At 58.3% G+C, this 22,181-nt stretch carries 16 protein-coding genes; 9 read left to right on the top strand and 7 right to left on the bottom strand.

The annotated features are described in order from the left end of the window. Positions 1-324 precede the first annotated feature (324 nt). Positions 325-2,700, top strand: a complete 2,376-nt coding sequence (locus tag AC2FF8_RS14675; RefSeq protein WP_496880034.1) for a mechanosensitive ion channel domain-containing protein — start codon at positions 325-327, stop codon at positions 2,698-2,700. A gap of 86 nt (positions 2,701-2,786) precedes the next feature. Here AC2FF8_RS14675 and AC2FF8_RS14670 read toward each other — a convergent pair whose 3' ends face one another. From AC2FF8_RS14670 to AC2FF8_RS14650, 5 genes are read right to left on the bottom strand one after another with little or no spacing between them, the layout of a single operon-like run. Further along, positions 2,787-4,142 carry a CoA transferase gene (locus AC2FF8_RS14670; protein WP_496880033.1) on the bottom strand — a complete coding sequence of 452 codons (1,356 nt, stop codon included), beginning with the start codon at positions 4,140-4,142 and terminating at the stop codon, positions 2,787-2,789. Beyond that, the gene (locus AC2FF8_RS14665; protein ID WP_170344886.1) at positions 4,139-5,293 is read right to left on the bottom strand and encodes an ABC transporter permease; all 1,155 of its coding nucleotides are present in this window, start codon (positions 5,291-5,293) and stop codon (positions 4,139-4,141) included. Before AC2FF8_RS14665 ends, AC2FF8_RS14670 begins: the two co-directional genes overlap by 4 nt. Continuing rightward, positions 5,290-6,318, bottom strand: coding sequence for an ABC transporter permease (locus AC2FF8_RS14660; RefSeq protein WP_152457137.1), 1,029 nt, complete (start codon positions 6,316-6,318; stop codon positions 5,290-5,292). The genes AC2FF8_RS14665 and AC2FF8_RS14660 overlap by 4 nt, the downstream gene beginning before the upstream one ends. Positions 6,319-6,332: 14 nt before the next feature. Further along, on the bottom strand, positions 6,333-8,246 hold the full coding sequence (locus AC2FF8_RS14655) for an ABC transporter substrate-binding protein (RefSeq protein ID WP_496880032.1): 1,914 nt from the start codon (positions 8,244-8,246) through the stop codon (positions 6,333-6,335). Further along, positions 8,239-10,011, bottom strand: coding sequence for an ABC transporter ATP-binding protein (locus tag AC2FF8_RS14650; RefSeq protein ID WP_496880031.1), 1,773 nt, complete (start codon positions 10,009-10,011; stop codon positions 8,239-8,241). Before AC2FF8_RS14650 ends, AC2FF8_RS14655 begins: the two co-directional genes overlap by 8 nt. Positions 10,012-10,244: 233 nt before the next feature. Here AC2FF8_RS14650 and AC2FF8_RS14645 point away from each other — a divergent pair, with 233 nt between their 5' ends. From AC2FF8_RS14645 to AC2FF8_RS14615, 7 genes are all read left to right on the top strand, one after another. After that, complete coding sequence (locus AC2FF8_RS14645) at positions 10,245-10,742, top strand: class I SAM-dependent methyltransferase (protein ID WP_368040345.1); 498 nt, start codon at positions 10,245-10,247, stop codon at positions 10,740-10,742. A gap of 18 nt (positions 10,743-10,760) precedes the next feature. Continuing rightward, positions 10,761-11,390, top strand: coding sequence for a glutathione S-transferase family protein (locus AC2FF8_RS14640; RefSeq protein WP_496880030.1), 630 nt, complete (start codon positions 10,761-10,763; stop codon positions 11,388-11,390). Positions 11,391-11,501: 111 nt separating this feature from the next. Then, positions 11,502-13,904 carry a GcvT family protein gene (locus AC2FF8_RS14635; RefSeq protein WP_496880029.1) on the top strand — a complete coding sequence of 801 codons (2,403 nt, stop codon included), beginning with the start codon at positions 11,502-11,504 and terminating at the stop codon, positions 13,902-13,904. A gap of 2 nt (positions 13,905-13,906) precedes the next feature. Beyond that, entirely contained in the window at positions 13,907-15,451 is a 1,545-nt protein-coding gene (locus AC2FF8_RS14630; RefSeq protein ID WP_496880028.1) for a trimethylamine methyltransferase family protein, read from the top strand. Next, positions 15,452-16,126, top strand: a complete 675-nt coding sequence (locus AC2FF8_RS14625) for a TetR/AcrR family transcriptional regulator (protein WP_170344892.1) — start codon at positions 15,452-15,454, stop codon at positions 16,124-16,126. Beyond that, complete coding sequence (locus AC2FF8_RS14620; protein WP_496880027.1) at positions 16,123-17,427, top strand: NAD(P)/FAD-dependent oxidoreductase; 1,305 nt, start codon at positions 16,123-16,125, stop codon at positions 17,425-17,427. The genes AC2FF8_RS14625 and AC2FF8_RS14620 overlap by 4 nt, the downstream gene beginning before the upstream one ends. A gap of 56 nt (positions 17,428-17,483) precedes the next feature. Continuing rightward, a complete protein-coding gene (locus tag AC2FF8_RS14615; RefSeq protein ID WP_496880026.1) occupies positions 17,484-18,266 on the top strand; it encodes a hypothetical protein in 783 nt (260 codons plus the stop codon). Here AC2FF8_RS14615 and AC2FF8_RS14610 read toward each other — a convergent pair. Then, the gene (locus AC2FF8_RS14610) at positions 18,221-18,583 is read right to left on the bottom strand and encodes a DUF3307 domain-containing protein (protein ID WP_374041614.1); all 363 of its coding nucleotides are present in this window, start codon (positions 18,581-18,583) and stop codon (positions 18,221-18,223) included. The genes AC2FF8_RS14615 and AC2FF8_RS14610 overlap by 46 nt on opposite strands. Before the next feature lie 244 nt (positions 18,584-18,827). Here AC2FF8_RS14610 and AC2FF8_RS14605 point away from each other — a divergent pair, with 244 nt between their 5' ends. After that, positions 18,828-21,824: a cyclic nucleotide-binding domain-containing protein gene (locus tag AC2FF8_RS14605; RefSeq protein WP_496880058.1), complete on the top strand. Its 2,997-nt coding sequence runs from the start codon at positions 18,828-18,830 to the stop codon at positions 21,822-21,824. Positions 21,825-21,827: 3 nt separating this feature from the next. Here the strand turns inward: AC2FF8_RS14605 and AC2FF8_RS14600 are convergent, their stop codons facing one another. Beyond that, a complete protein-coding gene (locus tag AC2FF8_RS14600; RefSeq protein ID WP_171205760.1) occupies positions 21,828-22,115 on the bottom strand; it encodes an ArsR/SmtB family transcription factor in 288 nt (95 codons plus the stop codon). Positions 22,116-22,181: the final 66 nt, after the last annotated feature.

Here is a 22,181-nt window from a genome sequence, read left to right as displayed (position 1 = left end):
ATCCCCGTCACGCTTGCCAAAGGAGGAAATGCTCTTCCGCAAATGTTCCAAGCATTGCGATTTGGCAACAGCATATTGACGGTTTCGCGTCATGTCGCACCAAGGCTTGAGAGGGATCGCAAAAGAACCGGTGAACTGGCAAAGGGGCAGGGCCTTCAAACTCCGTTCATATTCAATTTTGGCCAGATTGAAAACATCCGGAATCAGGCGGTGCGCCAAGAACACGCCGGAACACGATATTGAGCAGGGCGCGCCCGAATGTTTGAACTGCCTGAAACCCTTCTGTAGTCTGGCCGTTATCGGAAAAACTGGATGCAAAACCCTATGAAACACACCTTTCCGGCCGCAATATTTCTGGCTTTTTGGGCTTTTGTTCTGGCACTTCCGGTCAGCGTCTCAGCGCAGTCTTCCTTGATTCCGGGGTATAGCTCGGGCAGTTCGTCTGAAACCACGCAAGAAAGTGATTTGGCGGCGGCAATTCGCGCGGCCAGTGAAGCCGGGGCAAGTGTGATCGTCATCGACAGCGCCGGGCAGGTTGTGACAACAGCCGGCGGCACGGATGCGGGCACGGGTGATGCGGCGGGCGATTCGAACAATCCCATGGGTGAGGGATCGCAGCTGATGAAGGCGCAGGAGCGGTTCTCGAAATTCCGTGAGTCCATGCAGTCCCGGCTCGAGGCGTTGCCGTATTCGGTGTTCGAAGTGAAGTATGTCCTGCGTCAGACCAGCCCGGACGGTCGTATTCAGACCTATGTAGAAGTTCTGGGCTGGAACATCCTGTTCCTGCTGTTGGGGCGCTGGCTGTCTATCGAGATTTACGGAAAACGCATCGCGCGCCGCTGGGTTGTTGCGCGGATCAAGGATGAACCGCAGGGCTACCGTGAAAAGATGCCCTTCCTTCTGTTCCGGTTCCTGATGGGTATCGGAGCGACGATATTTGCCATGCTCATGGCCCTGATCGTCGGATATCTGTTTTTTGGCGAAGCAGACGATATCTCGATTCAGTTCACGGTCACGGCGATCTTCACGGCGTTCTTCCTGTCGCGCACGGTGTCCGATCTGTGGCGGATGGTTTTGTCACCCTACCTGAGTCAATACCGGCTGCCACCGTTCTCGGACCGGGACGCCAAGCGGCTGTATCTCTGGGCTTCTGCCCTCGCGACCTATGACATCACAGTTGTTCTGTTTTCGACCTGGGTTGCGGATTTCGGGCTGAATTATAACGTCTACGCCATGGTCTATGGCTGCCTGACAATGGTGGGCGCTTTCGGCAATATTCTGATGATCCTGTTCAATGCCCGGGCCATTTCAAATGCAATCCGTGGCGGACGAGCGCCGGATCAGGTGTCCTGGTTGTTGCGGTTCGTATCCTTCGGCTGGGCGCCTGCACTGATCGTCTATGTCGTGTTCAGCTGGTTCCGTCTGGCGGTTGATCTTGCACTGGAGAACCCCACGCCGCTGCCGCTGATCGCAAGCAGCTATATGATCTTCATGTCCGTCGTCGTTGCCTATGGTGCGATGAACTACGTGCTGGAGCGGTATTTTGACCGTTCACGCAAGATCAACGAGATAAACGAAGAAACCGCCGCTGCCGAAGCGGATGCAGAGCCCGTGGAAACGCCCGAGGCAGAACAGCGCAAACAGTATCTTCTGACCTATGAAGATCTGGCCCGCCGGGTGGCTGGAATTCTGGCCTTTGTGATCGGTGCCTATGCCCTTGTGGTGATTTGGTATCCCGATGCGGACTGGAGCGAGGACCTGCCGATTGCACGCATGCTGGACGTGATGGTCATCATCTTCATCGGCTATATTCTGTTTCATTTCTTTCGGATCTGGATCGACAGCAAAATAGCGGAAGAAGTCGATGATGGCACCGAGGCCGAACTGGGCGATGAGGGCGGAGAAGGCGGCCAAAGCCGTCTGGCGACACTGCTGCCATTGTTCCGCGGCGCTATTCTGGCCGTTGTGGTCGTGACGATCATGCTGATCGTTCTCATGGAACTTGGTATCAATGTCAGCCCGTTGTTTGCAGGTGCCGGTGTGGTTGGTCTGGCCGTTGGCTTCGGGTCTCAAACACTGGTGCGAGACATCTTTTCAGGGGCGTTTTTCCTGATGGATGATGCCTTTCGGAAGGGTGAGTACATTGATATCGGAGACGTCAAGGGAACGGTCGAGAAAATCTCGGTCCGGTCCTTCCAGCTGCGTCACCATCTTGGCGCGCTGAACACGATTCCTTTTGGCGAAATCAAGGTTCTGACGAACTATTCCCGTGACTGGGTGATCATGAAACTGCCGCTGCGCGTGACCTATGACACCGACGTGGAAAAGGTGCGAAAGCTGATCAAAAAACTGGGGCAGGAATTGCTGAGCGATCCTGTGATCGGCGAAAACTTCATACAGCCGCTGAAGTCCCAGGGTGTTATCGAAATGCAGGATTCAGCGATGATCATCCGGGTCAAGTTCATGACCAAACCGGGCGATCAGTGGCTGGTACGCAAGAGGGTCTATCAGGAAATTCGCGAGCTGTTCGCGCGGGAAGGCATAAAATTCGCGCATCGCGAAGTCACCGTGAGGTTGGCGGATGGCAAAGAGGCCGATGACCTGACGCCCAAACAACGTGAGGCCGTGACAGGTGCGGTGCAGGCGGCGATTGATGAGGATTATCTGGACGATATCGGGCCAGGCGGCGATGATCGTTAGGGGCGCTCCCGTCGCTTTGGACTGCGTCTCTGACGAGACGCCACCCAAAGCGTTGGGCCCGGCCGCGCGTCCCGCGCGGCGGATGGTCAGTTGGCGGTGAAGGGCCAGACAGGGTCCGAAGCGCCCAGTTTCGACGCAGGCAAATCCCAACGCATCGTCGCTTTGCCGACCCTCAGCGCAGGGTTGAGGCGATGGCCCGGCCCCCAGCCGGAAGTCTCTGTCGCCGTGCCGTAATCTGTTGTTGCCGGGCTGATGGGCGCGGATTCTGCGTCGTCCTTGCCGAGCACGGCCAGAAGTTCGGCGGTACGCGCCAGAGAGAGATGTGCGTGCATGATGGAATTGCCCGATGCGGCCTCGGCCAGTGCGGACAGGACGGCCGCAGCCATCAGATAGCCCGTTGCGTGGTCCAGAGCCTGAACCGGCAACGGGGTCGGCTTGTCCGCGTTCGCCCAACCCATCCCGGCATGGGCGATACCCGCGCTCATCTGGACAAGGCTGTCAAACCCGCGCCGGGTCGACCATGGACCTTGCCAACCATAGGCATCCAGCGTGACTTCGATCCGGTTCGGAGCCAGCTCGTCACGTTTGGCCCGTGTCAATCCCAGTGCATCCAGCGCGCCGGGCCGATACCCGTGTACGAACACATCGGCCTGAGACAACAGCCCGTGCAGACGTTCAAGGCCGGTTTCGGATTTCAGGTCAAGATAGGCGCAGTGTTTCCCCAGCGAGATGTCAGGGATCACCCCAGGTTCATCCCAGCCAGGTGGGTCGATGCGCAAAACCTCGGCTCCGAACCCTGCAAGTGTTCGCGTGGAAACCGGACCAGCCAGAACGCGCGTCAGATCCAGCACCCGCAACCCTGCCAGAGGCCGATCAGCGGTAGCCCGAGGTCTGTCGCGCAAATTGACATAGCGCGGTCCCTGCCATCCGATCAATGGGTCGCGCGACACGGCGCGGCCTTGCGGATGATCAAGCCATTCCACTCGGCTGCGCATGGCAGCGGCCACCCCACCTTCGGCAACAACCGCCGTTTCCAGATCCGATATTGCCCAAGACTTGACGGCTTTTGCCACGGCTTCACGCTCTGGCCGGGTACCAAGGACTTTCAACGCGGCAGAGCGATGGCGGGGCAGGTTTGTGTGCAGCCTGATCCAGCCATCCGCGGCTTTGTAATCGCCCGCGACCGGGTCCCACAAACTGGGCATGTCCCAACCATCCGGCTTGAAGGAATAGCCGAACCACAGAGATGCCAGCCGGTGATCGATTGTGACCTCAGGTGTCTTCGGAGACAGGTTGAGAGCCTGGATCAACCGGGCCATTTCCCGCCCCACGGCTGCGAAACTGGCGGTGGCCAGTTCGGAAACGGCGAAGGCGCTTGGCAGAACACCGGCAGCGACCCTGTGATAGCTGTCAGCAGCGGGAAGAGTGGCCAGAAGACTCATTGCTGATAGGGGTCGAGACTGTCGCGCAGCCCGTCACCAAGGAAGTTGAACGCCAACACCACGACAATGATCGGCAGCATCGGGATTGCCGTCCAGGGATAGATCTCGATCGAAGCGAGGTTCTGCGCGTCATTCAGCATCACGCCCCAACTGACTGCGGGTGCGCGCAGGCCGAGGCCAAGAAAGCTGAGCGCCGTTTCCCCCAGGATCATGGCTGGGATCGACAATGTGGCCGATGCAATCAGGTGCGACATGAAGTTGGGCAGCAGGTGCTTGCGGATCACACGGCCCGAACTTGCGCCCATCATCTCGGCGGCTCTGACGTATTCCTCTTCCCGCAAAGACAGGAATTTCGCGCGAACCGAGCGCGCCAGGCCCGGCCAGTCAAGGATACCCAGAATGATCGAAATGATGAAGAACACCGCGACCGGGCTCCAGTTCGAAGGCACGGCGGCAGAAAGCGCCAGCCACAGCGGCAGTTCCGGCAACGAACGCAGGATTTCGATGACACGGTTGATGGTCCAGTCGATACGTCCGCCGAAATAGCCGGCCATCGAACCGAACAGGATGCCAAGAAAGAAGGACACCGAGATACCGATCAGACCCACCGTCAGAGACAACTGCGCGCCATAGAGAATACGGCTGAAAATGTCTCGGCCCAGCCGGTCGGATCCCCACAGGAACAGCGTGGTTCCTTCCGGCGGGCAGAACAGGTGTGTGTCCGACGGTATGAGACCGGCCAGCTTGTATTCAGAGCCTTCGCAGAAGAACCGGATCGGGCGCGGGTCTTCCGTGTCGGGGACGAACTTCCATTGGAAGGTTTCAAGGTCCGCCTCGGCGACGATCGGGTAAACGTGGGGGCCGATGAACTCACCCTCGTGAAACCAGTTTACCGATTGTGGCGGCGCGTACAGGTGCTCTCCGTTTCGGTCATTTGGCCCGTAAGGCGCAACAAACCCCGCAAAGGGCAGCATAAGATAACAAAACAGCAGGAAGATACCCGAGATCAGGCCCAGCTTGTGGGTTTTGAACTTGCGCCAGACCAGAACCCAGTTGGGGGCATCCAGATCGGCGCGTTCCAGTTGCTGAATCGAGGCCTGCGGATCAAACGGCGCATCATCGACGTAGCGGTTGTCAGGACGGTCAGTCATGCTTCGCGCCCCTCATACCGAATGCGCGGATCCAGCATCACCAGCAGGATATCCGAAATCATCGTGCCGATCAGCGTCAGCAGGGCGACGAACATCAGGATGAACGCTGACAGGAACTGATCCTGCGTCTTCAAAGCAGTCAGCAATGTAGGGCCGATGGTTTGCAACCCCAGAACGACCGATACCAGAACCGAGCCGGACACCATTGATGGCAGCAGGTTGCCGATATCGGCGACAAAGGGGTTGAAGGCCACCCGCAGCGGATACTTGGTCAGCATCCGTGACGGGGCCATGCCCTTCGCGATGGCGGTTTCCACATAGGGCTTGCCCAACTCGTCCAGCATGTTCGCGCGCAGACGCTGCATCATCGCCGACGCGCCTGAAGTGCCGATGACGAAGGTCGGTACGATCAGGTGGATGAGGATGGATTTCAATTTCTCCCAACTCATCGGCTGGCCTTCGAAACTTGGATCCATCAAGCCCCCGATCGGCAGGTTGAAATACTGGTGGCCGTAGTAGAACAGGATCAGCGCCAGCAAAAAGTTCGGCGTTGCCAGCCCCAGATACCCCACGAAGGCCGAGGTATAATCGATCCATGTCCGGGACCGCGCGGCGGCGATAACGCCCAATGGTAGTGCCACGGCATAGACAAACAGGATCGCAGCCAGATTGACCACAACCGTCAACCAAAGCGTGTCACCGACGATTTCGGAAACGGGGCGGTCGAATTCAAAAGACCAGCCATAATTGCCCTGGATCAACCCTGAAAATCCGTGTGGTCCGGGCCAGAAACCCATCCAGATCAGGTATTGTTCCCACATGGGGCGATCCAGCGCATATTCAGCGCGCAGAAACTCTGCCTTTGCGACACCCGCCGACTGGCCCGAGGCCTGAAGTTCGGCGATCTGGTTGCTCAGATAGTCGCCGGGCGGAAGGTTGATGATTACGAAAACCAGAACCGAGACCACCAACAAAGTCAGCAGCATCGTGAAAAAGCGATACACCACGTAGCGCAGCATGATCATTTAGCTGCTCCTGCTCAGTCGGCGAAAAAGAATTCGTCCGGCCGGTGAATGCCGAAATGTGCACCGGGTTCCCAGGCCCACATAGCTTGTTCCGGAACATTGCGCAGACGGTTTGACACCACAATGGGTTGGGGAGCACCGTTCAGGATGCCTATGGCATAGACCTGATCGGCGTGGATGTTCAACATTTCGCTCCAGACAGCTGTGCGTTCTTCATCGGTCGTGGCGATTTGCCATTCATGCGCCAATTCCATCAGGCGCTGCGCCTCTGGCATGTCGGGGGCCTCACCCGCTTCGCCACCGGTCTGGTAGTATTGCCCCCATTTTGGCCAGGCCAGGAACACCTGGTCAGTCGGGGCCAGATAAGCCGGGGAGGTGTGCGCCTGCGGAATGCCGTCATCCCAACCGTACCAGACGGATGCCATTGAGTTGCCCGCGAACACGCGGTTGCGCAGGATGTCCCTGTCCAGCGGGCGCATGACCAGTTTGACCCCAATATCGCGCCAGGTGTCGGTTACGATCTGAAGGGCGTTTTCGACCTCCTGCCGCTCGCCTGCGGTTTCGATCACCAGCTCCATCGGACGGCCGTCAGGCAACAGGCGAATGCCGTTTTTGTCGCGCTGATCCAGACCAGCTTCATCCAAAAGCGCATTGGCCTGATCGATATCGTATTGCGCCCAGGCCGCGGCGTTTTCTTCACTGTAGAAGGGCGAGGCGGGAAGAACTGAGTTCGCGGCAGGGTGTGCGAGTTTGAAATATAGGGCCTGATTGATGGTCTGCCGGTCGATGGCCAGCGACAAGGCGCGCCGCACGCGAACGTCCCTCAGTACATCGCGCCAGACGTCATCAGAGAAGTTCAGGTTCGGGTAGATCGCGATCTGCGAGGCCACGCCGGTTTTCCACAGCAGCGTTTTGTATCCGCCTTGTGCTTCGCCTTTCTTCAGGATCGACGCGTCTCGGAAGGCAAGGCCACGGCCTTGCAGATCGCTTTCACCGGCGTTGGTCTTGGCGGCAACAAGACCGGGGGCGACGATCTCCATCTCGACCACGTCAATATAGGGAAGCTGCACCCCCTTGCTGTCGATGCGGTGATAATAGGGGTTGCGCACAAAGTTGTGACGGATTTTCTTGCCCGAGCTGGCGTTCAGCCACGGCTGCAACGTGGGAAGTTCGTGGTTGTCGAATTTGTAAAGATTATCCAGCTTGTTGTGCAGCGCCGCCCAACTTTTGACCCGGGCATCTTCAACCTGAAAGGCAAGCTCTTCCGCGTCCGCGTATTTCTCGTGATACTGTTTCAGAAACGCGGCCGGCCGGTAAATAAACGGTGGTCGTGCTTGTGCCAGAGATTGCAGGAAGTCCGGGTTGGGGTCATCCCATTCGAAGATCACTGTGGTCTCATCAGGAAACGTGACCTTGGGGGCTTTGCCTTCGACGATCAGAAAATCAGGTGGGCCAGACGGGCTGAGCAACTCGTTGTTGGCGACGTCCTCCCACCAATAGCGGAAGTCTTCCGAGGTAAAGGGTGAGCCGTCCGACCACTTGTGCCCTTCACGCAGTTTCAGGGTGAATTTGCGATTGCCCTCGTTTTCATACGAGGCCAGCAGGTCGGGTACCAGTTCGTAATCCTGGTTGAACCCGACCAGCCTTGCATAACCATAGACAACCATCTGCCGGATATCTTTGGATCGCGTGACCATGGTACGCAGAGTACCGCCCGGTTTCCCGAATTCTCTTCCTTTTGCGGCCAGATCCACGATCAGAGGGTCCTTGGGCAAACGCTCCTGCACCGGCGGAAGATTGCCGCTTTCAACCTCGGCGCTCCAGAAGGCGCTTTCCTGAGGTGTCGGGATTGTCTCTGCCGCCGCGGACAGGGTCCCGGAAAACGCCAGCATTGCAGCCAGCAGCAGAGGGCGAATGGTATCAAACATGGCAACGTACCTTATGGCCCGGTTCCAATTCCACCAATGAGGGTATCACGGTGTCCGAGAAACGAAAGGCTTCATCCCAACTGTCCGGCGCGCCGGCACCCTGAGAAACCAATTGCAGGTCAATCGGGCGATTGATGTCGGGTTCGGGTTGAGCGGCAATCAGCGCCTTGGTGTATGGGTGGCGCGGATTGTAGAAAAGAGTTTCAGGCGGTGCCTGTTCGACGATCAGACCCCGCCGCATGACGGCAACTTCGTCAGCGATCCGTGCGACAACGGCCAGATCATGTGAGATGAACAGGTAGGACAGATTCAGGCTGTCCTGCAGGTTTTCCAGCAAGGTCAGGATTTGTTCCTGAACAGATACATCCAATGCCGAGGTGGGTTCGTCGCACACGATCAACTGCGGGTCCAGCATCATGGCGCGGGCCACGGAAAGGCGCTGTCGTTGCCCGCCGGAAAACGCGTGCGGATAGCGTTTGAGCATATCACCCGTCAGGCCGACGCGCTGCAACATCTCGGCGGCTTTGTCGCGCTGTTCGGCTGTTGTGCCGATGCGGTGGATTTCCAGTGGTTCGGTCATGGCGTCCTGGATGCGCATCCGGGGGCTGAGCGAACTATAGGGGTCCTGAAACACCATCTGCGCCTTGCGCTGAAACGCCGTGCGCTGGGCTCGGGTCATGTTGTGCACCGTGATCGGGTCGGCATCGGGGGCGGTGCGAAACAGGACTTCACCACCGGGGTCGGGCAATTCAGCCCCCAACGCGATGCGGGCCGCCGTCGTCTTTCCCGATCCGCTTTCACCGACAATTGCCAAAGTCTTGCCGCGCGCCAGATTCAGGTCGACTCCACGGCAGGCATAGATTGCTTTGTCGGACTGCCAGCCTTTGCTGGATCGCATGGTGTAGGTCTTGGACACATCCTTCATCTGAAGGATCAGATCCGTGTCGGGCATCGGTATGCCCACCGCATCCTGATCCGGTATTTCCGGCGCGGCATCAAACAGCTGCTTGGTATACGGGTGTGCGGGCGCGGTCAGGATCGGGGCGGCGGGGCCAGCCTCCATGATACGTCCCTTGTGCATGACGACGACCTGCTCGGCCATGTTGGCGACGACACCCAGATCATGAGTCACCAGAATGAGCGCCATGCCGGTTTCGCGCTGCAATTCCTTGATCAGGCCAAGAACCTGCGCCTGCGTGGTCACGTCCAGAGCGGTGGTTGGCTCATCCGCGATCAGCAATTCGGGTTTGGACACCATGGCCATGGCGATCATGGCACGTTGGCGCATACCGCCGGACAACTCGAAAGGGTACGAGTCATAGGCCCGTTGCGGATCTGGGAAACCGACGCGTTCGAACTGCGTCAGGACCTTTTTGCGTGCCGCGGACTCGGACAGCCCGCGATGCAGCCACAAAACCTCGCTGACCTGATTGCCGATCTTGTGCAGCGGGGACAGCGATCTCATGGGCTCCTGAAAGATCATTGAAACCCGATTGCCGCGGATGTCGCGCAACTCACGTTCGGACACTGTGGTGAGCTCGCACATGCCCTTGGAATCGTTCAGGGTAATCGTACCGCTTCGAATCTGCGCCGTGCGGGGCAGAATGCGCAAGACGGCGCGGCAGGTGATTGTTTTCCCCGATCCCGATTCACCGACCAGGGCCAGCGTCTGTCCCGCTTCGACATCGAAGTTCACATTCGTGACCACGGAATTGCCCGTACCAAAGCCGATACTGAGGTCTCTTACGGACAACAACGCGCTCATGCGGGTTTTCCACCCGTTTGACCGTTCGATGACATCGGTTACTTCAACTCCCCGTGATTTTTTGTTCAGTGTCGCGCGGTTCCGCCCGTCTAGTCAAACCCGTTCTTGGGCCGAAATGTCGCGAAATCGTGAAACTATGGGCTTCGTCGCTACACAAAGTCTTGAGATTTTGTCATCAAGGGCGGCATCGGGCGCATTTATGCTCTCGATTGGTATCAAGGAGATATTTTCCGGTGTCCGAGAATCAAAGCCGTCTGGATCTGTTCATCGATCGCATGGTGTCACAGCGCGCTTGTCTGGATCACGCAATCCGGCTCACTGCGGGCATGGCGGGTCCGGTGTTCGAATTGGGTTTGGGCAACGGGCGTACATATCACCATCTTGTGCAGCACATGGATGGCCGCCCGGTCTATGTGTTCGAACGCGCGGTGGCCTCGCACCCCGACTCGACCCCGCCCGAAGATCGCGTGATTCTGGGCGATGTGCGGGACACCCTGCCTGCATCGGTTGAACGGTTCGGCGCGTCAGCCAGCCTGATCCACGCGGATCTTGGTGGGCACAATCGCGAAAAGAATGACAAATTCGCGCGGTTTGTATCTCCGCTCATCGAGCCTTTGCTTGCTCCGGGCGGGCTGATGGTCTCGAGTGATCGGATGTATTTCGAGGGGCTGACCGAGATGCCGTTGCCCGAAGGCGCCGTTGAAGGGCGCTGTTTCATCTATCGCCGCTGACCGAAAAGGGGTAACGGCATGATTTTTTACGACTGCTCCACTGCTCCGAGTCCGCGCCGCGCGCGGATGTTCATTGCCGAAAAAGGGTTGGATATCGAAACCCGTGAGGTCTCGATTGCGAAAGGTGAACAATTGAGCGAAGCCTTTCGCGCCGTGAACCCACGGGCCACGATACCGGTTCTGGTAACGGATGACGGAACCGTTCTGACGGAAAACCTGGGCATTGCCGCTTTTCTTGAGGCGCAGTTTCCCGAACCGCCTTTGATGGGCCGAACCCCCGAGGAAAAGGGTCTGGTCCTGATGTGGAACGCGATTGTCGAACAGCAGGGCGGGGCGCCGATTGCCGAGGCTTTGCGCAACGGCCATCCCGCCTTCAAGGATCGCGCCATTCCGGGCCCCTCCAATCATGCGCAGATCCCCGAACTTGCGCAGCGCGGGCGCGAGCGTGTGGCATCCTTCTTTGAAATGCTGGAGTCACGTCTGTCGGAAAGCCGGTTTGTGGCCGGTGATGTATTTTCCTTGGCGGATATCTCGGCCTTCGTTTTTGTCGATTTCGCCCGCGTCATCAAGATGCGTATCCCGGAAGACAACGCGGCCACCCTGGCGTGGTTTCAAGCCATTCAATCTCGACCAAGCGCAAGCCTGTAAACCTGCCAAGCCGAGCCGGGTTGCGTTGTGGTTTGTACTGTACAGAAATGTCTAGACAGATGTGAACAGTGCCACTAGCGTCTCCTCAGATTCTGTTCAGGGGAGGTCGGGATGAAGTCCCAATATCGCGTCGTGGTCATCGGAGGAGGCGTTGTCGGGGCCTCGGTTCTGTATCACCTGGCCAAGTTCGGCTGGTCGGATGTGGTCATGTTGGAACGCCGGCGGCTCGCGTCTGGGTCGTCCTGGCACGCGGCGGGGGGCATTCATGCTTTGAATGCCGATCCGAACATGGCGTCTTTGCAGGCCTATACCATTGATCTGCTCAGCGAGATCGAAAAGGAATCGGGCCAGAATATCGGCCTGCACATGACCGGCGGTCTGACGCTGGCCGGAACCCCCGAACGGTGGGAGTGGTTGCAGGCCAATTACCGCATCTTCCAGTCCATCGGCATAGACGATTGCGAATTGCTGAGCCCCGAAGAGGCGCAGAAACGCTGCCCGATCATGTCCACCGACGGCATTCTGGGCGCGATGTGGGCCGACCGCGAAGGGTATATCGACACCACAGGCACCGTGCAGGCCTATGCCACTGCCGCCAAGAAGCGCGGTGCCGAGTATTATGAGGAAACCAAGGTTGAGGAACTGATCCAGACGGCGGATGGCTGGCAGGTGGTGACCGACCGGGGCACGATCACCTGCGAACATGTGGTCAACGCTGCCGGCCTGTGGGCCAAGCAGGTGGGGCGCATGGCGGGGGTCGAACTGCCGGTCTCTCCGCTGAAGCACCATTACCTGATCACCGACACTGTGCCCGAGGTCGCAGCGGCCGATTTCGAGATGCCGATGACCGTGGATCTTGAGGGCTTCACCTACATGCGGCAGGATCAGAAGGGCGTGCTGGTCGGCATCTACGAGGTCGATCACGAGCACTGGGCCATGGACGGCGCGCCATGGAACTATGGCGAGGAGCTGTTCCAGGAACAGCTGGACCGCATCGAGAACGAGCTGATGCTGGGGTTCCAGCGCTACCCGGCGATCCAGAACGTGGGTATCAAGACATGGGTGAACGGTGCGTTCACCTTCTCGCCCGACGGCAACCCTCTGGTCGGTCCGGTGCCGGGCAAGCGCGGCTATTGGACCGCCTGCGCGGTGATGGCCGGGTTCCTGCAAGGCGGCGGCGTCGGCAAGACGCTGGCCGAATGGATGATCCATGGCGAGCCCGAGGCCGACGCCTGGCCTATGGATGTGGCGCGCTATGGCGACTTTGCCCAGAACAAGCGCTACATCCGCGAGACGACGGGGCAGTTCTATTCCCGCCGCTTCGTGATGACCTATCCGAACGAGCAACTGCCCGCCGGGCGGCCGCTGAAAATGGCACCGGCGCATGATGCGATGACCGAAGCAGGGTGCAAATGGGGCGTGAGCTGGGACCTTGAAGTACCGCTTTATTTCGCGCCGAAAGGGTTCGAGGAAACGCCGACGCTCAAGCGTTCGAACGCGCATGACATCGTGGCCGAGGAATGCAAAGTGATCCGCGAAGGTGCGGGTTTGCTGGATATTTCGGGCTTTTCGCGGTTCGAGGTTTCCGGTCCGAATGCGGAAGCCTGGCTCGACAATGTCATGGCGTCGAAACTGCCCGCACCGGGGCGCGCCAAATTGGCTCCGATGCTGGGTGAGGATGGGCGCCTGAAGGGCGATCTGACGGTGCTCAACTGGGGCGACGGGACCTGGTGGATCATGGGCAGCTATTACCTGCGGGCCTGGCATATGCGCTGGTTCGACGATCACATGATGGATGGGGTCAATATCCGTGATCTGGGCGAGGAATACTGTGGCTTTGCTGTGGTCGGGCCGAAGTCACAGGCGGTTGTAGAAAAACTGGCGGAACAGGATATTTCGGGCTTGAAATTCATGGGCTGCGGCGATTTCGATATCGGCCTCGTGCGCGCCCGCGTTGCCCGCATGTCGGTGACCGGAGAAAAAGGGTACGAGATCAACTGCCGCTATGGCGACCACATCAAGCTGCGCCGCATCCTGCTGGAAGCGGGGGCCGGGGAAGGTATCCGCGAATGCGGCTTCAACGCGATGCTGTCAACACGGCTCGAGAAGAGCTTTGGCATCTGGTCGGCAGAGTTCACGCAGGCCTATACACCGGGCATGACAGGAATGGATCGCTGGATCGACTGGGACAAGGACTTTGTTGGAAAGGCGGGCGCGCTTGCCGAACGTGACGGCAACGGCCCCGCGCAAATTCAGGCGACACTGGAAATTGATGCACTGGATGCAGATGCCAGCGGATACGAACCGGTCTGGGCCAATGGCGAGCGCGTTGGCTTCGTAACCTCGGGCGGCTACGGGCATTATACCGGCAAGTCTTTGGCGATGGCCCTGATCGATCGGGACAAGGCGGAACCGGGCACGGAACTGTCCGTCCATGTGGTGGGCGTTGAACGTCCGGCGCGCGTGATTGCGCCGTCGCCTTATGATCCTCAGGGCAAAGCGATGCGAGGCTGATCATGACTGCTGCGGAGCGCGGACGCCGACGGCGGGGGCGGGGGGCTGAAGCCGCCCCGCAGCCCGGTCGCGATGTGAACTATCGCCAGCTCAGGAATCCTTTTCCATTGATGGAAGTGTTCCCGGCCGACCAAATCGCGGACATGCATGACACCGCGTTGCGGACACTGGAAGAGTTGGGGGTAAAGACCCTGCTTCCCGAGGCGCGGAAACTGTTCAAACAGGGCGGCGCGCGGGTGGATGAAGACAGTGAGATGGTGTTTATCGGGCGCGAGATGGTTGAAGCCGCAGTCGCGTCAGCGCCCAAATCCATCGCCTGTCGCGCCGGTGCCCGGCGTCGCAATTTCACGCTGGAATTGGGTTCTTTGGTTTTCCAGCCCGGAGCCGGCGCCCCGAATGCCACCGATCTTGAACGCGGTCGGCGCCCGGCGACGGGTCAGGATTATCTGGAGTTCCTCAAGCTCACCCATCATTTCGACGTGTTCCAGATGATCTCGCCACAGGTCGAGCCGCAGGATGTGCCGACCCATCTGCGTCATTACTTCACGACTCGGGCGCAGATGGAACTGACGGACAAGTTTCCGTTCTTCTTTTCGCGTGGAACCCCGCAGGTGATGGACTGCTTTGAGATGCTGACCACGGCCCGCGGTCTTTCGGATGATGCGTTCCGGGGCCATGCCCACTGCTACACCATCATCAACACCAACAGCCCGCGCACGTTGGATATCCCCATGGCGCAAGGTCTGATCGACTTTGCCCGCCACGGTCAGATGTCGATCATCACACCCTTTACCCTGATGGGCGCGATGGCACCGATCACCGTGGCCGGGGCGATCACCTTGTCTCATGCCGAGGCCCTTGCCGCGCTGACTTTGACCCAACTTGCCAATCCTGGTGCTCCGGTCTGCTATGGCACGTTCACCAGTAACGTGGACATGAAGTCCGGCGCGCCCGCCTTTGGGACGCCGTCGCACTTTCAGGCATCGCTGGCTGCCGGTCAACTGGCGCGGCATCTTGGTTTGCCCTGGCGTTCGGCTGCCGGATCGGCGTCAAACATCAACGACGTGCAGGCCGCGAACGAGAACCAGTTTGGCCTTTGGGGATGCCTGATGGCCGGGGCAACGGTGATCATCCACTCCGCAGGCTGGTTGGAAGGAGGGTTGACGGTTTCCTTCGAAAAGCTGGTCTGCGATGCGGATGTGCTGAACATGGTCGCCGAACTGTGCGCAGGTGCGCAGGCGGGGCCGTCCGAGATTGGGTTTGAATCTGCATTGAGTGAGGTTGAACCCAGTGGCCATTTCTTTGCATCAAGCCAGACGATGGAGCGCTACAACACTGAATTCTATCAACCGCATGTCCATGACTACGCCAATTTCGGCACATGGGCCGAGCGCGGGTCCGTGGACGCAAACCATCGGGCAACGGACGTTTGGAAGGGCATTCTGAATGACTTTCAGGCGCCCGCTGTCGACAATGATCGGATAGGTGATTTACATGACTTCATTGCCCGTCGTACCGCCGATGGCGGGGCACCGCCGGAGAGTTGAATGAGCCCGAAACCGATCCTTCATCGCGATGACCCCGAGGCCGAACCCTTGATCGGCAACATCAAGGTCACGCGTGACGACTGGCTGAACGTGGCGATGGATGTGCTGATTTCGGACGGGGTGGATCAGATCAAGGTTCTGAACCTGGCCGAACGGATGGCAGTATCGCGGTCGTCGTTCTATTGGTACTTCAAATCCCGACAAGAGTTGCTGGATGCGCTGCTGGCCCGCTGGCAGGCCACCAACACAGCCGCTTTGATCGCGCAGGCCGAAGCTCCGGCCAAGACGATCACAGCGGCCGTCTGCAACGTTCATCGGTGCGTGGTGAACACCGATCTGTTCGATACTGCGCTGGATTTTGCCGTACGTGACTGGGCGCGAAAGTCAGGCAAGGTGCGGCGTATGCTGGACCAGTCGGACGCCCGCAGGCTGGAAGCCCTGCACGCCATGTTCGCCCGCTACGGCTATTCCGAGATCGAAGCCGAAACCCGGGCACGCGTGCTGTATTACATGCAGATCGGTTATGATCTGGCGCAATTGAACGAACCTATCGAGATGCGGCTGTCGATGGTGCCGCATTACCTTTACGCCTTCACAGGTGTCGAGCCGAAGCCTGAAGAAGTTGAAGAATTCAGCGCGTATTCTCTGCGCTTTTGGAAAGGAAACCAGACATGAGCCAACCAGACGCAATCATCATCGGTACTGGCGTGATCGGCGCGGCCATTGCGTTCGAGATGTCCAAGGCAGGTTGGAAAACCCTGTCATTGGACCGGAATTCTCAGGTCGGGCACGGTTCTACCGCGGGGTCCTGCGCAATTATCCGGATGCATTATTCCACATTCGATGGAACCGCGTTTGCCTGGGAAGGCTACCACTACTGGCGCGACTGGGCCGAGTATCTTGGCTTGCCGCAAGACGCCAACCTTGCGCAGTTCCGCGAAACCGGCTGTCTGGTCATGAAGACCGAGGCGAACGGGATGCTGGAGAAGCACATGCGCAATTCGTCCGAGCTGGATTGCCCGTTCGAGGAATGGTCAGGTGAAAAAGTGCTGGACCGCTTGCCGGTCTATTCGCTGGACAGCTTTGCCCCGGCGCGGCGCATGGACGATCCGGAATTCGGCCAGCCCAACGGGCGCAAAATGACGGGCGGGGTGTACTGGCCGCAGGCGGGCTATGTCACCGACCCGGCCCTGTCGGCGCAGAACCTGATGGATGCTGCGAAGCTGCACGGGGCCGAGGTGCGAACCGGCGCTGAAGTCACGGAGATTCTGACCGAGGGCGGGCGCGTTTCCGGCGTCAAGCTGGCTTCGGGCGAGGAAATCCACGCCAAGGTCGTTGTCAATGTTGCGGGACCTGGTTCGTCGATCATCAACAAGATGGCCGGCGTTCTGGACGATATGACCATCAAAACCCGGCCCTTGCGGCAGGAGGTCGTGCATGTTCCCGCCCCCGATGGGTTCGATTTTGAACACGACGGAACCATCGTTTCGGACAGTGACATCGCCTGCTATTGCCGCCCGGAACACGGCAATCACATCCTTGTCGGATCGGAAGACCCGGAATGTGATCCGCATCAGTGGTGCGAGGACGATGTGAACTACAATCGGGAATTCACCGACCAATGGACCACACAGGCCATGCGGTACGCGCAGCGTGTGCCCAGCCTTGGCATTCCTTCAAAAACGCGGGGCGTGGTTGACCTGTATGATGCGTCTACCGATTGGATTCCGATCTATGACAAATCCAGCCTGCCGGGGTTCTACATGGCCTGTGGTTCCAGCGGAAACCAGTACAAGAATGCGCCGATTGCGGGCAAGATGATGGCGGCACTGATCGATTACTGTGAAAACGGCGCCGATCACGACGCGAACCCTTTGCAGTTTGAATTGCCATACATCAAGCGGACAATCGACGTGGGTTTCTACTCACGCAAACGCCCGATCAATGAGGAAAGCAGTTTCTCGGTTCTGGGCTAGCCGCGGTTCGCAATAGGTCTATGTCATGTGGGGCTGTCAACAAGCGTGGCCCCACTATGACCGACCCAAAGACCACCGTATTGATCCTTGGCAGCGCCCCATCGGCGCTGGCGGCGCGGGCATGGTCGCGCGCGCCTTTCACACATATCGTCGCCATCAACAACGCATGGCGCATCCGAGAAGACTGGGATTACCTGATCCATCCCGAAGACTTCCCGGCAGAGCGCCGCCCTGATAAAGTTCTTGGTACTCAACACATAGTCACTGCCGACGAATACGTCCCAAGACAGAATGACTATGGTGGGTTCGTCTATGCCGGCGGAACGATGGCTTTCACGGCAGGCTATTGGGCTTTGTCAGCCCTGAAGCCGGATGTTCTGGCTTTTTCCGGCTGCGACATGATGTATTCAGGATCGGGACGAACACATTTTTACGGAAATGGCACTGCGGACCCTTTGCGAGAGGACGTGACACTGCGTTCGCTTGAAGCGAAATCCGCCCGCCTGGGGCTCTACGCAGCCGCACAGGGGTGCAGAACCGTGCGGTTGTCCAGCGCGCCAAGCCGGCTTGTATTTCCGTCCGTCAACATATCTGACCTGACGACCGTACCGCTTCCCGATGTAACTGCCATGCACAATGTGCGGCAAATTGAAGATGAACTTGGATACTATGTTGCTTCGGGCCGGTATTGGGAAGTTGAACACCGGTTCGATCCTGATGAGATTGATGTATTGGATCGGATGTGGCTAAGGGCCTATCAGCTAGCCGAATCGGAAAACGCGGCCTGGCAGGGTCAGGCGGCGGCGAAGGTAACCCAGGCCCAAACCATCGCCACATAAGTCAGGTTGTGCATCAACTGATCCAAACCGGCGGCGCGCCAAAACGCGGGTTGCGTTGGCTCAAGCCGCTTTTTGTCTGAATAGCTGGCCTTGACGAAATCGATATTGAAATGGATGAACCATTCCAGCGCCGCGACGATCAGAATAAAAAGCAGCGGCGCGCCGAACACCAAAAAAACGACGACAGAACCCACAACATGCACAGCGGCATGTTGCGCGCGTCCCAAATGAAAATACTCACCCCGGCCGGAAAGCATCTTCGGTGTCTGGAGGTAATAGTCAGCGAACATATGCTTGATCAGCAAAAGACAAAGCATAAGAAACACTGCGCCAATACTGGCAGTCAAAAGAACCCTCCCGATATCGTTCTCACGCCAACATTAGGCAATAAAACGGGCGCGCGTAAATGAACTAGTTCACATACGGTCAAGAAATTTTCCAAAAGGGAAAAATTTGCTTATCCTGTCTGGATGGTATTTGATTCATGCTGTTGAAATTGCATGCATTACGTTCAATCCGCGTCGTCGGTCAGCAGCAGGGGCAGGTTCCATAGAACGCACGATTTTCCGCTTTATCTGGAAATACTCCAAACGCGAACAGCTGATCCTGCTGGCCGTGACAGCGACGTTGTTTCCTTTGCTGTACCTCACACTTGAGCTGCCAAAACGAATAATCAATGACGCGATCGGGTCGTCCACCACTGAGGTAACGGTCTGGGGCTATTCCATGTCGCAGACCAATTTTCTGATTGTTCTGTGCTTTGCCTTTCTGGCGGCTGTGCTGTGCCACGGCCTGATGAAAATGCGCATCAACACCATGAAAGGCGTGCTGAGCGAACGGATGCTGCGGCGCTTTCGGTATCAGTTGATCAGCCGGGCGCTGCGCTTTCCTCAACCCTATTTCGAGCGTGTCAGCCAGGGTGAAATGGTGTCAATGATCACCGCCGAAAGCGAGCCGATGGGCGGCCTGATGGGCGACGCGATCAGCCAGCCGGTTCTTCAGGCCGGCCAAATGATCACCATACTTTCCTTCCTGTTCCTGCAAAGCGTCTGGTTCGGGCTGGCCGCCGTGGCGCTGATACCCTTGCAGGCCTGGTTGATCCCCAAGCTGCAACGCCAGATCAACCTGCTGAACAAAAAACGCATTCAGGAGGTTCGCGTTCTGGCGGCGCAGATCGGCGAGAACGCGGTGGGCGCGTCCACCCTGCGGACCAATGGCGGCTGGCGTTATCGCCGGTCGATGGTCTCGGAGCAATTGGGCCGCCTGTTCGGCATCCGTTTCCAGATCTATCAAAAGAAGTTCTTCATGAAGTTCCTGAACAACTTCATCTCGCAACTTACACCGTTCATGTTCTATCTGGTTGGCGGTCTGTTGGTGCTTCAGGGTTCGGTTTCGCTGGGGGCGCTGGTTGCCGCATTGGCCGCGTACAAGGATCTCAGCTCACCATGGAAAGAGCTGCTGACCTATTACAACCAGACCCAGGACATGTCGCTGCGTTGGGATGTGGTCATTGACCGGTTTGCTCCGGCCGGAATGCTCGATGAAGCCTTGTTTGAAGGTGAACCTGCCGAGTGGCCGCACCTGAACGGCAACATCGTGCTGGACCACGTTTCGGTGCGTGACATGGATGGCAATCAGGTGCTCGATGATCTGGACCTCAGCTTTCCTGCTGGAAAGACAATCGGGATCGCCGCCCCCAGCGAGGAAGATCGACGCGCCATCGGCGAATTGCTGACACGGGAAATACGCCCCAGTGCTGGCCAGGTGCGGATCGGGGACCTGAAACTGGCCGAGCTGCATCAGGCGGTTGTCGCCGCGCGTATCGGGTATGTCACATCACGCCCTGTCATGTTTCAGGGTACGCTGGGCGACAACGTGATGATGCCGATGCGGTTCAAACCGCTGACTGACCCGCCGGACGATCCGGACTTTCTCGAAACCCTGAGGGCGGGAAACAGTGCCGATCCGTTCAGAGCGGAATGGCTGGACCCAACTTTGGCCGGTTTTCAGGACGCCGCAGAACTGCGTGCCTGGTGGTTGCAGCTGATTGACGGAATGGGTTTTGGCGCAGCGCTGTTCCAACGGGGCGCCGAACAGATTTTCGATGCGGCCGAGCATTGTGAACTGGCAAAGAAACTGATCGAGCTGCGCCCGGTTGTTCAGCAGGCTGTTCGTGATGCCGGGCTGGAACAACAGGCGCTTGTCTTTGACCGGAACGCGTATAACGCGGCCCTGCCTGTGGCTGAAAACCTGCTTTTCGCAACGCCACGTGTTCCCGTGACACAAGCTTTGCTTGCGCAACAGAAGGTTTTTCTGGGACAGTTGCGCGAATTGGGGCTGGACGAGACACTGATCGCGTTGACTCGCGACGTGATCGAAATGCTGCGCCAGATCTTCGGGATCGATGGAACGGACCACCCGCTGTTTCAAAAACTTGGTCTTGATGCAAAAACCTATGAAATTGCCGTGGATCTGGTGGACCAGACTCGCAAAGATGGTTCGGACGGGCTGGATGACGAGCAGCTTGCAAACATGTTGGCGGTGCCATTTGTGATCTCTGCCGAACAGATCGGACCTGCGTTCACCGATGAACTCAAGGATCGCATCCTCGAACTGCGGCACAGCCATTCCGAGAAACTGATGGAGCGTTTGCAAGACGTCTTCGTTCCATTGGATCCAAATGTCTTTGCGCCCGGACTGACGGTCATGGAAAATGCGCTATTCGGAAAAGTCAGCCAGATTGGCGGTTCCCGTTCAGACGAAGCCCGCAAGCTGATTGTCGATGTGTTGGCTGAAAACGGCGCGCGCCCATTGGTCACAGAGTTGATATATGATGTCCAGGTTGCTTTGGGCGGTCAGAATCTTCCGGCGGTATTTGCCGAGCCCTTGGCCTTTACCCGTGCGACGATCAAGAAACCTGACATCCTGATTCTGGAAAATGCGCTGGCCAGCTACGACATGAAAACGCAGGTGGCGGTCTATAAACGGCTCCGTGAACTGCTGCCGGACACCACTGTTGTCTATCTGAATGATCAGTTCGAAAACCCCGGTGCATTCGACATGTATGTGGAAATCCGGCAAGGTCGTGTGGTCTCGGACGGAGGGCCTGTGGAGGTGGAGGAAGACAGTGCGGCATCGGCGGATTTGACGCGGAAACTACGCGCCTTGGAGCAAACCCCCTTGTTTTCGGGTCTGGATCGGCGTCAGCTGCGCCTGCTGGCCTTTGGCGCGCGCTGGTTTGATGCCGAGCCGGGGCAGGTGGTGTTCTTGAAAGATGACCAGCCCACCGACGGTGCCTATGTGGTGCTGGAGGGCGAAGCAGGTCTGTACCTGCCACAAGAACAGGGGCCTGACCAACTGATCACCAAAGTCGGGCCCGGCGCATTGGTCGGAGAGCTGGGCCTGATCAGAAAAGAACCACGTGCGCTGAGCATGGTGGCGGAAACCCAGCTTTCCTGCTTGCGGATCGGTGAAGAAGAATTCCTTGCCGTTGTGGAAAACGATGCAGCGACCGCATTCAAGCTGTTGCAGGTTATCGCCGGTTATGTGTCCAATTAGCGATCAGCAGTCCGTGCCGCAGAACAAATCGTAAAGCAGACGGATCACTTTTTCCGTGGCTCCGTCGCGCAATGAATAATAGATCGTTTTGCCTTCCCGACGCGTCGAGACCAACTCTTCCTCGCGCAGGCGCGCCAGCATCTGGCTGACTGCGGCCTGCCGCAACTGAAGCAGCTCCTCAAGCTGGCCGACGGATTTTTCACCACCGCCAAGATGGCACAAGATCATCAGGCGCCCCTCATGCGCCAGTGTTTTGAGAAATGCAGCCGCGCGTGCAGCATTGTCTTTCATGTCCGGCAGAGCGTCCGTTGGGCGTGCCTGAGCTTCGGTTTCGTTAAGTGCCACTTTCTGACCGTC

It is taken from the genome of Ruegeria sp. YTSA144 (assembly GCF_059610125.1).
The sequence above is the reverse complement of the archived record's forward strand: the minus strand, read 5'-3'. Positions and strand labels throughout refer to the sequence as shown.